The organism is Nitratireductor mangrovi, from assembly GCF_007922615.2.
Classification (GTDB): Bacteria; Pseudomonadota; Alphaproteobacteria; order Rhizobiales; family Rhizobiaceae; genus Mangrovimarina; species Mangrovimarina mangrovi.
In genome coordinates, this window is sequence record NZ_CP042301.2 from 2,528,456 (window position 1) to 2,540,880 (window position 12,425).

Below are 12,425 nucleotides of genomic sequence, written 5' to 3' on the forward strand. Positions count from 1 at the left end.
AACCCCCCGGAGAAAATCATGTCCAACAGCGTCATCCTCCTTCTCGCCCGCATCCTGCTGGCGATTATCTTCATCATGTCGGGCCTGCAGAAGTTCGGCGGCATCGAAGGCACCGCCGGCTACATCTCGTCCGTAGGCCTGCCTGCCGCGACCCTGCTTGCCTGGCTCGCCGCAATCTTCGAGACCGTCGTCGGCATCGCCCTGCTCGTCGGCTTCCAGACCAGGATCGCCGCGATCGCGCTGGCCCTGTTCTGCGTCTTCACCGGCTTCATGTTCCATTACGTGCCGGCCGACCAGATCCAGATGATCCTGTTCATGAAGAACATCACCATCGCCGGCGGCCTGCTCGCACTCTTCGCCTCCGGTCCCGGCTCGCTGTCGGTCGACGCCCGCACTGGCGCCGTCGCGACCGCCTGACCACCCGACGTCATCGAAACGAAAAGGTCCGGCCGGCGCCGGGCCTTTTTCATGCCGGCGTGATGAGACCGCCGGAAGCGTCTACGCCGTCTTCTCCACGACCAGCCCCAGTTCCTCGATCATCGCGTCGCGCATGATGAATTTCTGCGGCTTTCCGGTCACCGTCATCGGCAGCGCGTCCTTCACCCGCACGTAACGCGGGATCTTGTAATGCGCGATCTGGCCCTTGCAGAAGTCGCGGATTTCCTCCTCGTCCGGCGCCTCGCCCGCCGCCACGATCCAAGCGCAGATTTCCTCGCCGTAGCGCTGGTCGGGCACGCCGAACACCTGCACCTCGCGCACCTTGGGATGTCGGTAGAGGAACTCCTCGATCTCGCGCGGATAGACGTTCTCGCCGCCGCGGATGATCATGTCCTTGACCCGGCCGACGATGTTGCCGTAACCCTCGGCGTCGATGATGGCGAGGTCGCCGGTGTGCATCCAGCCCTCGGCGTCGATCGCCTCGGCGGTCCTCTCCGGCTCGTCCCAATAGCCCTTCATCACCGAATAGCCGCGCGTGCAAAGTTCGCCACGCTCGCCGACCGGCACGGTGCGCCCCTCGCCGTCGATCACCTTGACCTCGACATGCGGGTGGATGCGGCCGACCGTCGAGACGCGCTTTTCCAGCGGGTCGTCGACATGGCTCTGGAACGACACCGGGCTGGTCTCGGTCATGCCGTAGGCGATCGTCACCTCGCTCATATGCATGTCGCGCTGCACCCGCTTCATCACCTCGACCGGGCACGGCGCCCCGGCCATGATGCCGGTGCGCAGCGACGCCAGGTCGAAGCTTGCGAAATCGGGATGGTCGAGCATGGCGACGAACATGGTCGGCACGCCGTAAAGGCCGCTGCAACGCTCGTTCGCCACCGCCGCCAGCGTCGCCGCCGGCTCGAAGCCCTCGCCGGGAAACACCATGGTGGCGCCCTTGGTCACGCAGCCCAGCGTGCCCATCACCATGCCGAAGCAATGGTAGAGCGGCACCGGGATCGCCAGCCGGTCGGCCTCGGAAAAGTTCATCGTCGCGGTGACGAAATGGGCGTTGTTGAGGATGTTGCGGTGGCTGAGCGTCGCGCCCTTCGGCGCACCCGTGGTGCCGCTGGTGAACTGGATGTTGATGGCGTCGTCCGGCGAAAGGCTCGCCGTCGCCGCGTCGAGCCGCGCCATCTCCTCCGCCCCGCCCTTCGCCATCACGTCGCCGAAATTGAACATGCCGGCCGAGCGCTCCTCGCCCATGCGGATGACGGTGGTGAGCTTCGGCAGCTTCCCGGCCCTGAGCCCGCCCGGCACCGCCGATTCGAGCTCCGGCGCCAGTTCGGCCAGCATGCCGAGATAGTCGGAGGTCTTGAAGCTCGCCGCCGTCACCAGCGCCCGGCAGCCGACCTTGTTCAGCGCATATTCGAGCTCGTAGAGCCGGTAGGCCGGGTTGATGTTGACCAGCACACGCCGATGCGTGCCGTGGCGAACTGCGTCAGCAGCCATTCGCGCCGGTTGGGCGACCAGATGCCGACGCGATCGCCCTTCTCCAGCCCGAGCGCCAGCAGGCCGGCCGCCAGCCGGTCGACCTCGGCGGCGAACTCGCGCCATGTCAGCCGTGTCCCCTCGGCTGAAAACACCGCCGCCTCGCGGTCGCCGAACCGTTGGACGGTGCGCGCCAGCTGCACCGGAATGGTGACGTCGAGCAGCGGCTCGGAGCGGTCGCCGACGACATGCGAGATACCGCCGCGCGGCGCCAGCGCCTGATCCTTGCCCGCATGAACGTTCATTTCCGCTTCCTCCCGATTGCCCGCATTATACTCCGGATCGGAGTATAATGCCACGCAGGAAGTTTAGCACCGGCCCTGCCGCGCGTCGGGCCTTTTTCTTTTTGCTGCATGCCTGCCCGTCTCCGCGCTGGCGGGCCCCTTCGACACCACTCCCGGAAATTCATCTCCACGGAACGGCGGAACCCGAAGCGGCCGCGCCGCGTTTGCTGCCGTCACGAGCCCGACACGATCCACCCCATCCAAAGGAAATGCACCATGGCGAAGACCAAAACCTTGGAAGACCTCTTCCACGACACGTTGAAGGACATCTATTACGCGGAGCGCCGCATCCTCAAGGCACTGCCGAAGATGAAGCGCGCCGCGCGGTCCGAGGACCTCAAGGCGGCCTTTGAAAAGCACCAGGAGGAAACCGAAGGCCAGGTTGAGCGGCTGCGCCAGGTTTTCGAGATTCTCGGCAAGTCGGCGCGCGGGAAGACCTGCGAGGCCATCGAGGGCCTGATCTCGGAAGGCGAGGAGATCATCGAGGAATTCAAGGACGCGCCCGCTCTCGATGCCGGCCTGATCTCGGCCGCGCAGGCCGTCGAGCATTACGAAATCGCCCGCTACGGCACGCTCAAGCGCTGGGCCCGTGAGCTCGGCATGAAGGACGCCGCCAAGCTGCTTGACGAAACCCTGCGGCAGGAGGCGAAAACCGACGACGATCTGACCAAGCTGGCCGAGCGGACGGTGAACGAAGCCGCGCTGGAGACCGCGACCGCGTAACAGGCCCGCCACGTAACGGACCGGCGCCGCCCGCGGATGGCCCTGCGCGAACGCTTCTTGCATGTCCGCGTCGACATGCAGCGGCTTTGTTGCGGGTCCGCGCGGGCGGAGCCGGCCGTTGGCGCAGCTGCGCCAACGGGGCGAAGATCACCGAACGCGACGCCGGCCAAACCGTCGCCGCCCGGACGCGGACACGTCTGGGCGATCCATTCGCTCCAACCACTTCCACCCGCGTAAGAACTGCTAAAGTGCTCGCGCTACCCTGTCGCCGATCTCGGCGATCAGCGCCTGCGCCTCTGCGCTGCGCTGCTTCTTCGCCGCCACCAGGCAGGCCTGCGACTTGAGGATCACCCCGTCGTCGAGCACGCGCAGATGGTTGGCCTTCAGCGTCGAGCCGGTGGTGGTGATGTCGACGATGACGTCGGCCTGGCCGGCCGCCGGCGCGCCCTCGGTGGCGCCGAGGCTTTCGACGATGCGATAGACCTGGATGCCGTGCATCTGCGAGAAGAACTGCTGGGTCAGCCGCCAGTATTTGGTGGCGATCCTCAGCCGGCGCCCGTGCCGCTGGCGGAAATCGGCGGCGACGTCGTCGAGGTCGGCCATGGAGGCGACGTCGAGCCAGATGTCGGGGACCGCCACCACCACGTCGGCGCGCCCGAAACCGAGCCGGGCCGCGACCGCCACCTTGGCCTCCCAGTCGGCCAGCCCCTCCCGCACCAGGTCTTCGCCGGTCACGCCGAGATCGACCGCGCCGCGGCCGAGCTCGCCCGCGATCTCCGAGGCCGACAGGAAGGCGACCTCGATCCCGTCATGGCCCTCGATGCGGGCACGGTAGCGGCGCTGGTCCTCGGGCTCGACCACCGCCAGACCGGCACGCGCAAACACCGCCAGCGCCTCCTCGCGCAGCCGCCCCTTCGACGGCAGGGCAAGCGTGACGGTCATGCGCGCCTCCTTTCCCTGTTCCTCGCCCCCGCGAAGCGGGGGAGAGGTGGCGAGCGCAGCGAGCCGGAGAGGGGGACCGTCACCGCTCGCCCTCCCGGTGCCCTTCGGCGACGAACCGCACATCTGTGGCAACAGCATCCTGCGCCAATCGTCCCTCCAGGGCCGCGAGTATCGTTTCGCAGACGCTACGCAGTTCCCTGACTGCGTCCTGACTCCAGAACCGCAGCACCGACCAGCCTTCCCGGCGCATGAACTCGTCTCGACGGCGGTCGCTAGTGCTGTCGGCATGCTGAGAGCCGTCGAGTTCAACGGCGAGCTTTTGGCTTCGGCAGGCGAAGTCTGCAAAGTAGGGACCAAGGGGCATCTGGCGGACAAACTTGTAGCCGCCGAGTTTCTTCGCCTTCAGTTCGTCCCAGAGCATCGCTTCGGCCATGTTGCCGCCGCGGCGCAGTTCGCGGGCACGTGCAACGCCGCCAGGGGAGCGTCGGCTTGGCTGGACTGCCCCCCTCTCCGTCTCGGGGTGTGCCCGAGCCACCTCTCCCCCGCTTCGCGGGGGCGAGGAATTCCTGTTGCCCGCAATCATCGCCCCTCCCCCCGCAACGCCTCGATGCGGTCGAGCCAGACCGAGAAGCCGACGCCGGGAATCGGTTTTTGCGCCCCCAGCAGCGTCAGCAGCCGGTCGTAGCGGCCGCCGCCGGCGAGCGGCCGTTCGCCACCCGTGGCCGATATCTCGAACACCAGCCCGGTATAATAATCGAGCGGCCGCCCGAACGCCGCGTCATAGCCGACCGGCGCCTCGGCGAGCCCGTGTTCGGCGATCGCTGCCGCGCGGGCGGCGAAATTGTCGAGTGCGGCCCCCAGCGACAGGCCGGCGCCGTCCGAAAAAGCCCTGAGCGCGTCGGAGGCCTCGGCCAGCGGCACGTGTATCGCCAGAAAGCGCTTCAGCGCCTCGAAGGCCTCGGCCGACAGCCGCACGCTTCTGAGCTCCGCCTTCTCGATCAGCCGCCGCGCGATCTCGGCCGGCGTACGCCCCGCGGTCGGCGACAGCCCCGATTCCTCCATGCCGGCGGCAATGTGCCCGGCAAGGCCGTCATGGTCGCCATCGGCGACGAAGGCCGCGACCGGCGCCGGCAGCGTCGCCACCCTGGGCGGATCGGCGAGGTCGGCAAGGGCCGCCTGCAGCTGCTCCGGCGCGCCGAAGGCGCGCGCCAGCCGCATGCGCCAGCCGCGCGGCAGGCCGAGCGCGGCCAGCACGGCCTCGAACACGGTCTGGTCGCCGAGCGTGATCGCAAAGGCGCGGCCCGGCAGCGCCCGGCACAGCAGCGCATGCGCGTCGGCCAGCGAGCGCGCGTCGGCGGCCGCGATGTCGGCCTCGCCGAGGTCCTCGATGCCGGCCTGGAAAAACTCGCTGCCGCCCTCGCGGCGCTGGCGGAACACCTCGCCCAGATAGGCATAGCGGCGCGGCGTCCCGGCGCGGCTGGCGATGTGGTCGAGGCAGACGGGAATGGTGAATTCCGGCCGCAGGCAAAGCGTCTCGCCGGTCTCGCTTTCGGTCAGGAAGATGCGCCGGCGCAGATCCTCGCCGGCCATGTCGAGGAACGGCTCCGCCGGCTGGATCACGGCGACGTCGACCATCGCCGCCCCGCGCTCGGCAAACAGCGTCTCGATCGCCGCGGCAAAGTCGGGCCGCGCGGTCATGGGCGCGCTCCGGCGTGCTGTGCGAGGGAAGCCGGCAGCACCATCGAAGCCCGGCGAGCGCCGGGACGCTGCCCAGGCAGCGGCGACCCGGCCGGAGGGGGGCGCGAAGCCGCGCAAGCCTCCATCACCGGCCGTCCCGCTCGGCCTTCTGCGCTTCGATGATGCGCTCGACCGTGGCGACCAGTTCCGCCTCCGGCACCGACACCTGGCCGGGCCGCGCCTCCTTGTATTCTTCATGGCCGGCGATCGCCCTCGCCTGCCGCGCGCCTTCCACGAGGTCCTTGATCTGCACCTCGCCCCTTTCGCGCTCGTCGCCGCCCTGGATGACCACGCAAGGGGCGCGGCGGCGGTCGGCATATTTCATCTGCGCCTTCATGCCGGCGCCGCCGAGATACATCTCGGCGCGGATGCCGGCGGCGCGCAGTTCGGCGACCATCTTCTGGTAGCGGCCGAGGCTGTCGGTATCCTTGTCCATGGCCAGCACGACGACCGGGCCGGCCGCGTCGGCGGCATCGAGCTTGCCGAGGTTTTTCAGCGCTGTCATCAGCCGCGACACGCCGATCGAAAAACCGGTCGCCGGCACCGGCTCGCCGCGGAAGCGCGACACCAGCCCGTCATAACGCCCGCCGCCGCCGACCGAGCCGAACCGCACCACGACGCCGTCCTCGTTGGGTATTTCGGCCAGCAGCTCGGCCTCGTAGACCGGCCCGGTGTAATATTCGAGCCCGCGGACGACCGAGGGATCGATCAAAACACGATCTTCGTGATAGCCCGCCCTGAATGCCAACGTGGCAATCTCGGCGAGTTCGTTAAGACCTTCGACAATCTTACGATTGGCATTGAAGACAAGCGCAAACAAGCTGAGGTTGTCGAGGTTCCACGTGTCGCCGACATCTTCGGGAACCTCGACGAGTTCCATCAGTGTCTCGCCCTTCCGTCGCATCTCATTTTTGTTCGACTGACCGTCATTCTCCCTTGCACCCCATTTGGTCGGGTGCTCGCGAAACGGCATGGGGAACTGAACCTTGTCGTCCAGCGCATTGCTGTATCTGATGCCTGCGAGCGTTTCCTTGAAGTTTGCCAGCTCGATCAACGGCTGGATCTGCTCCTGATCCAGCCCGGCGCCAGTCGTAAAATCGCCCTCGCCCTCCTTGCCGCCGTCCCAGCGGCCTTCACCGAGCAGCAGCTTCACGCCCTCGGGGCCGAACTTGTCGAGCTTGTCGATCGCCCTCAGCACCGTCAGCCGGCGCCCGGCATTCTCCTCGCCGCCGAGCCCGATCGCCTCCATGACGCCATCGAGCACCTTGCGGTTGTTGACCCGGATCACATAGTCGCCGCGCTTGATCCCGACCGCTTCCATCACGTCGGCCATCATCATCGCCATCTCGGCGTCGGCGGCCACTCCCGGCGTGCCGACCGTGTCGGCGTCGAACTGCATGAACTGGCGGAACCGTCCCGGCCCCGGCTTCTCGTTGCGGAAAACCCAGCCGGCGCGGTAGCTGCGGTAGGGTTTGGCCAGCCGCTCGAAATTCTCCGCCACATAGCGCGCCAGCGGCGCCGTCAGGTCGTAGCGCAGCGACAGCCACTGCTCGTCATCGTCCTGGAAGGAGAAAACGCCCTCGTTCGGCCGGTCCTGGTCGGGCAGGAACTTGCCGAGCGCGTCGGTGTATTCGATCAGCGGCGTCTCCACCGGCTCGAAACCGTAGAGCTCGTAGACGGCGCGGATCTTGGCGCACATCTCGTCGACGGCGCGGATATCGGCCGGCGTGCGGTCCACCAGCCCGCGCGGCAGCCGCGCCTTCATCTTGATCGGTTTGCCGCTCATGATTTTGTGCTTTCCGGCATGACGTTCTGGCCCGGCAATACGGGCAGGCGCCGTGTAGCCCATGCACCACGGGGCGGCAAGGGTCGGGCGCGTTTGGCGCCGGCCAGTGCGGCCGGCCAATCTCCCTCCTTGTGGGGGGCGAGCCGCCGGTTCGCGAAGCGAATCCGTCGTGCCGGTGGCACGATGGAAGGCCGACGAGCGCCGGGACGCTGCGAAAGCAGCGGGGACCCGGCCTCCGGCAGGACAGTGGGGGTGCGAAAGGGCACCGCCCCTCGCGAACCCGCTTCGCCTAGAAAATCACCTCCGCCCTGCTCGTCGGAACAGCCGCATCTCCAGCGTGAACGCATTCCCGCCTCCCCCCACCCCAACCCCTCGTTCCTGCTCACTATTCGCTATTCACGACTCCCTTTTCGTCCACGCCCTCACCGGCGCGGCTAACATCGTCCCACCTTCCGCACGGGAACGCGGGTCGCGAACCGGGCGAGCGTGGCGGAGGCGGTGCCGGACCGGCGGCGTGAAAGGTGACGTCGCTGGGCGATGAGCCCCCAGGTCCGGGCCCCAGGGTGAGATGCGGGGCCGACAGGGTTCCGGTCGCGAGGCCACCGGCTTTGCGAGTGCCGTCTCGAAAGGACGGCAACGCGCATCTGCACAACCGGGCAAGAACACCGGCGGGGCGCGGAGGACCGCGCCACGTAATTTCTAGCGAAGGCAGGGACCCCGCGCCCCGCTTCCCTTTCAATGGCCAGACGCGTTTGGCGGGCGTGGTAGTGAGGAGTGCTGGCCGAAGGCCACGAAAAGCCAACGATTTGGTTTTTCGAGCGACGAACGTCAGGAGCCCAAGCGGAGGGCAGGCCCATGCCGCAAGCCCGACCGGCCAGCCGCGATGCGCAGCGAAGCGGAGCACGCAAAGGGAAGAGCGGCCTGATGGCCCGCCCGCGCGGAGCCGGTGAGCGGAGCGAACTCGGCGTGAGCGAAAGGAGACAACGCGGGCACGAGGAAAGACGCCACGAGCGCGGCCGGCCAATCTCCCTCCTTGTGGGGGAGATGTCCGGCAGGACAGAGGGGGGTGCGAAGGAATGCAGACGTCTCCGCCAGCAACGCAAGTCAAGATGGGGCAGACCAACGGAGCACCCCGCGTTGCTGTGATCCGCGACCCACAGGGGAGGATGGGGGCGGAGCCAAGTTGTGAGCGAAAGGAGTTGCCCTGAAAGTCAGCCCCCCTCTGGCCTGCCGGCCATCTCCCCCACAAGGGGGGAGATCGGCTGTCGTCACCGCGGGCGCTTGAACTGCTCGCGTTCCAGTTCCACCACCGGCCGGCACACGCAGCCCTCGATATGATCGTTGACCAGCCCCATCGCCTGCATGAAGGCATAGACCGTGGTCGGGCCGACGAAGGACCAGCCGCGCTTTTTCAGCTCCTTGGAGATCAGCGTCGAGGTCGACGTCTTCGGATTGGCGGTAAGCGTGGCGTGGTCGACCACCTTCGGCCGTTCCTCCGGCCCCGGCTCGAAGCGCCAGAACCAGGCCGCCAGCGAGCCGGCCTCGTCGGCGAGTTCGCGCGCCCGGCGCGCATTGTTGATCGCCGATTCGATCTTGCCGCGGTGGCGCACGATGCCGGCATTGGTCAACAGCCGCTCGACGTCGCGCTGGGTGAACAGCGCCAGCCGGTCGAAATGGAAATTGTCGAAGGCCTCGCGGAAATTCTCTCGCTTTCTCAGGATGGTGATCCACGACAGGCCCGACTGGAAACCTTCCAGGCAGATCTTCTCGAACAGCCGCCGGTCGTCGGCGACCGGACGGCCCCACTCCTCGTCGTGGTAGCGGCGGTAGAAATCGTCATTGCCGTGCCAGAAGCAGCGCATGGCGCCGTCCGGGCCCTCGATCAGTCCGGTCTTTTCGCTCATCGTGCGGGGGAAATCCGTCTCTTGACGCAAATTGCCTTCGTTAAGCCGGCCTTTACCAGATTCCTGAACCGGGCGGTAACCACACCGGAATCTTTCCTGCCAGATCGGCATTTTAGCGTTCCCGATTCACCATTCCGACTCCGCCGCGCCGCGACAATTGCCGTGGTTCCGGGCGCTTCCCCTCGTTTCGCGCCCGGCTCGTCAGGCGATTTTGTGGAGTGTACGTCCGATGAAATTCCTTTCCGTTATTGCCGGCGCAGCTGCGCTGGCCATCCTCGCATCCGGCGCCTCGGCGGGCGAGCGCTACGGCAAGCGGCCACCGCTCACGGTGAGCCCCGACCTCAGCGCGCCGTGGGTCATGCAATTGAAGCGCAAGCCGGGTGCCGCGCGCCGCGCCGCCGAAGCGCGCGCCATGGAACGCGTGCGCCAGGTCATGGACCAGCCGCGCCCGGCCTATGTGCGCCGTGGCATCTTCTATGACCGCGACGCCGCGCAGCCGTATGCTGGCTCCGACTATCGCGAGCGCCAGCTGCGCACCGCCGCGGTGGTGCGGCCCGAGCGCAAGCCGGTCCAGCCGCAGATGAACCCGATCTACCTGCCGCAGACCGTCGACTATGACGGGCCGGAGAAGGCCGGCACCATCGTCATCGATACGACGCAGAACTTCCTCTATCACGTGCAGGCCGGCGGCAAGGCGCGCCGCTATGGCGTTGGCACCGGCAAGCCGGGCTTCGAATGGGCCGGCACCCACAAGGTTACCCAGAAGCGGGTCTGGCCCGACTGGCGCCCGCCGGCGGAAATGATCGCCCGCGAGCGCGCCAAGGGCCGCATCCTGCCCGTCCACATGAAGGGCGGGCCCGCCAACCCGCTCGGCGCGCGCGCGCTCTATCTCGGCTCGACGCTCTACCGCATCCACGGCACCAACCAGCCCTGGACCATCGGCCAGGCGGTGTCCTCGGGCTGCATCCGCATGCGCAACGAGGACGTGATCGAGCTTTACGAACGCGTCAGCGTCGGCACCAGGGTCGTGGTCAGGTGAAGGCTCGGCGGTCATGCGTTCGACGCGTCACCGCCGGCATGAAATCCGCAGCGGGGGCGGCCGGCTCGGACGTGCCGGCCGGACAGCGCGGCCGAGGGCGGTGCGTCGAGGGGGCGCGCCGCCCTTGACATTCGACAAAGGCGACTACGTCGGCCGCTTGCCCGGCGACCGGTCTGCCTAGAAAGGACCCGAGATGAGCCTGACCATTACGCTTTTCCTGCCGGTTGTTCTGGTGGTGATCATGTTCTCGCTGGGGCTTGGTCTCGTCGCCGACGATTTCGCGCGACTGGGCCGGAATCCGAAAGCCTTCGCGGTCGGTTTGCTGGTACAGTTCCTGCTGATCCCGCTCACCGCCTACGTCGTTGCCATGACATTCGCTTTGACGCCCGACATGGCGCTGGGGCTGATGATATTGTCGCTCTGCCCCGGCGGTCCGACCGCCAACCTCATGACCAGGTTCAGCCACGGCGATGTTGCTCTTTCCATATCGCTGAATGGAATCTCCACCCTTGCCGCGGTCGTCACCATGCCGCTGCTGGCGACATTCTTCGTCAAGCACTTCCTGGGTGCGGAAGCCCCTGAAATCCAGGTGACCTCGCTCGGGCTTTCCATGTTCGCTATGACGACGATACCGGTTGCGGCCGGCATGCTGGTCCGGCGCTTCGCACCCGGTTTGACCGAAATTCTCGACCCCGCCATCCGCAAGCTCTCCGTGCTGCTGCTGGTGGCCATTGTTTCAGCCGCTATCATGGTCAACTGGCAGATCTTCCTGGCGACACTGCCGGTTCTCGGTCCAAGCGTTGTTGCCTTGGCGGTGATGTTGCTTGCGGGCGGACTTGCAGTATCTGCCCTGACCGGGTTGGAAACGGCCCAGGCGACCGCGATCTCGACCGATGCCGGTATCCAGAACGCCGCGCTGGGGATCACGGTAGGTGCGCTGATTGCCGGTCCCGACGCTGTTGTGCCGGTCTACAGCGTGCCGTCCGGTGTCTATGGTGTGACGATGTATTTGATCGTGGTCCCATTCATGTTCTGGCGCCGCAGTCTCGCACTTGCCAACATGGCGTCGCAGCCAACCATGCGGCACGCTGCTTAACCTTCCGCCGAATCGCTGTAGCAAGGTCCACGGGAAACGCGGCCGAAGCGCCGCTTGGGGAGGAGAAGACGCATGGACATCATCCTGTCGGTATTCCTGCCGCTGGCGCTGGCGATCATCATGTTCTCGCTCGGCCTCGGCCTGACCGTCGCCGACTTCTCGCGTGTCGCTCGCGAGCCGAAGGCATTCGCCATCGGCGCCGTCGCGCAGCTCGTGCTGTTGCCGATCGTCGCCTATCTGACCGTCGTCCTGTTTGGCCTCTCCGGCGAACTCGCCGTCGGCCTGATGATCCTGTCGTTCTGTCCCGGCGGCGTCACCTCCAACATCCTGACCCGTTTCGCCAAAGGCGACCTTGCGCTTTCGATCTCGCTCACCGGCGTCATCAGCCTCGTTTCGGTCGTCAGCGTGCCGCTGCTCGTCGGCCTCGCCGCCGGCCATTTCATGGGCGTCGATGCGCCGCCGGTCGACGTCACCGCGCTCGGCCTTGCGATGTTCGCGATCACCGCCGTGCCGGTGATCCTTGGCATGCTGGTGCGGCATTTCGTGTCCGGCTTCGCAGCCGTGATCGAAACACCGGTCTCGCATCTCGCAACGGTGCTGTTCTGCGTCGTGGTTGCCGGCGCGCTCGCCTCCAACTGGTCGCTTTTCGTGGCGAACCTGCCGGTACTCGGCCCGGCCGTCGTCGCCCTCAACGTGGTGCTGCTCGCGATCGGCACCGGGCTCGCAAGCGCCGGCGGGCTCGACCGGCGCCAGTCCTCGGCCATCGCCATCGAGACAGGCATCCAGAACGCCACGCTCGGCATCACCGTCGGTTCGCTGATCGCCGAGCAGGCGAGCGGCCTGCCGCCGTTTTCGCTGCCGTCCGGCGTCTACGGCATCACCATGTATCTGGTGTCGGTACCGTTCGTGCTCTGGCGCCGGCGGGCGGCGGGTTAGT

Annotated in this window: 10 protein-coding genes and 1 pseudogene; 5 read left to right on the plus strand and 6 right to left on the minus strand. The window is 67.1% G+C overall.

What is annotated here, in order from left to right; all coding sequences use genetic code 11:
• Positions 1 to 18: 18 nt before the first annotated feature.
• On the plus strand, positions 19 to 417 hold the full coding sequence (locus tag FQ775_RS12415; RefSeq protein WP_146300740.1) for a DoxX family protein: 399 nt from the start codon (positions 19 to 21) through the stop codon (positions 415 to 417).
• Between the two features lie 81 nt (positions 418 to 498).
• Here FQ775_RS12415 and FQ775_RS12420 read toward each other — a convergent pair.
• Positions 499 to 2,222: pseudogene (locus tag FQ775_RS12420) on the minus strand (AMP-binding protein).
• A gap of 255 nt (positions 2,223 to 2,477) precedes the next feature.
• On the opposite strand from FQ775_RS12420, the gene FQ775_RS12425 reads away from it, so the two are divergent.
• Complete coding sequence (locus FQ775_RS12425; protein ID WP_146300739.1) at positions 2,478 to 2,984, plus strand: YciE/YciF ferroxidase family protein; 507 nt, start codon at positions 2,478 to 2,480, stop codon at positions 2,982 to 2,984.
• Positions 2,985 to 3,227: 243 nt separating this feature from the next.
• Here FQ775_RS12425 and hisG read toward each other — a convergent pair whose 3' ends face one another.
• The 5 genes from hisG to FQ775_RS12450 all read right to left on the minus strand — a co-directional run bounded on the left by hisG (position 3,228) and on the right by FQ775_RS12450 (position 9,353).
• Entirely contained in the window at positions 3,228 to 3,926 is a 699-nt protein-coding gene (gene hisG, locus FQ775_RS12430) for an ATP phosphoribosyltransferase (RefSeq protein WP_146300738.1), read from the minus strand.
• 79 nt (positions 3,927 to 4,005) lie between these two features.
• Positions 4,006 to 4,461 carry an endonuclease domain-containing protein gene (locus FQ775_RS12435; protein WP_432420069.1) on the minus strand — a complete coding sequence of 152 codons (456 nt, stop codon included), beginning with the start codon at positions 4,459 to 4,461 and terminating at the stop codon, positions 4,006 to 4,008.
• A gap of 44 nt (positions 4,462 to 4,505) precedes the next feature.
• The gene (locus FQ775_RS12440) at positions 4,506 to 5,624 is read right to left on the minus strand and encodes an ATP phosphoribosyltransferase regulatory subunit (RefSeq protein WP_167812948.1); all 1,119 of its coding nucleotides are present in this window, start codon (positions 5,622 to 5,624) and stop codon (positions 4,506 to 4,508) included.
• Positions 5,625 to 5,748: 124 nt separating this feature from the next.
• Positions 5,749 to 7,449: a histidine--tRNA ligase gene (locus tag FQ775_RS12445; protein ID WP_146299437.1), complete on the minus strand. Its 1,701-nt coding sequence runs from the start codon at positions 7,447 to 7,449 to the stop codon at positions 5,749 to 5,751.
• Between the two features lie 1,268 nt (positions 7,450 to 8,717).
• Positions 8,718 to 9,353, minus strand: a complete 636-nt coding sequence (locus FQ775_RS12450) for a DNA-3-methyladenine glycosylase I (RefSeq protein WP_146300955.1) — start codon at positions 9,351 to 9,353, stop codon at positions 8,718 to 8,720.
• A gap of 229 nt (positions 9,354 to 9,582) precedes the next feature.
• Here FQ775_RS12450 and FQ775_RS12455 point away from each other — a divergent pair, with 229 nt between their 5' ends.
• The 3 genes from FQ775_RS12455 to FQ775_RS12465 all read left to right on the plus strand — a co-directional run bounded on the left by FQ775_RS12455 (position 9,583) and on the right by FQ775_RS12465 (position 12,424).
• Entirely contained in the window at positions 9,583 to 10,392 is an 810-nt protein-coding gene (locus FQ775_RS12455) for a L,D-transpeptidase (protein ID WP_146300956.1), read from the plus strand.
• A gap of 193 nt (positions 10,393 to 10,585) precedes the next feature.
• The gene (locus tag FQ775_RS12460) at positions 10,586 to 11,488 is read left to right on the plus strand and encodes a bile acid:sodium symporter family protein (RefSeq protein ID WP_146300957.1); all 903 of its coding nucleotides are present in this window, start codon (positions 10,586 to 10,588) and stop codon (positions 11,486 to 11,488) included.
• A gap of 72 nt (positions 11,489 to 11,560) precedes the next feature.
• On the plus strand, positions 11,561 to 12,424 hold the full coding sequence (locus FQ775_RS12465; protein ID WP_146300958.1) for a bile acid:sodium symporter family protein: 864 nt from the start codon (positions 11,561 to 11,563) through the stop codon (positions 12,422 to 12,424).
• The last annotated feature ends 1 nt before the right edge of the window (position 12,425 follow it).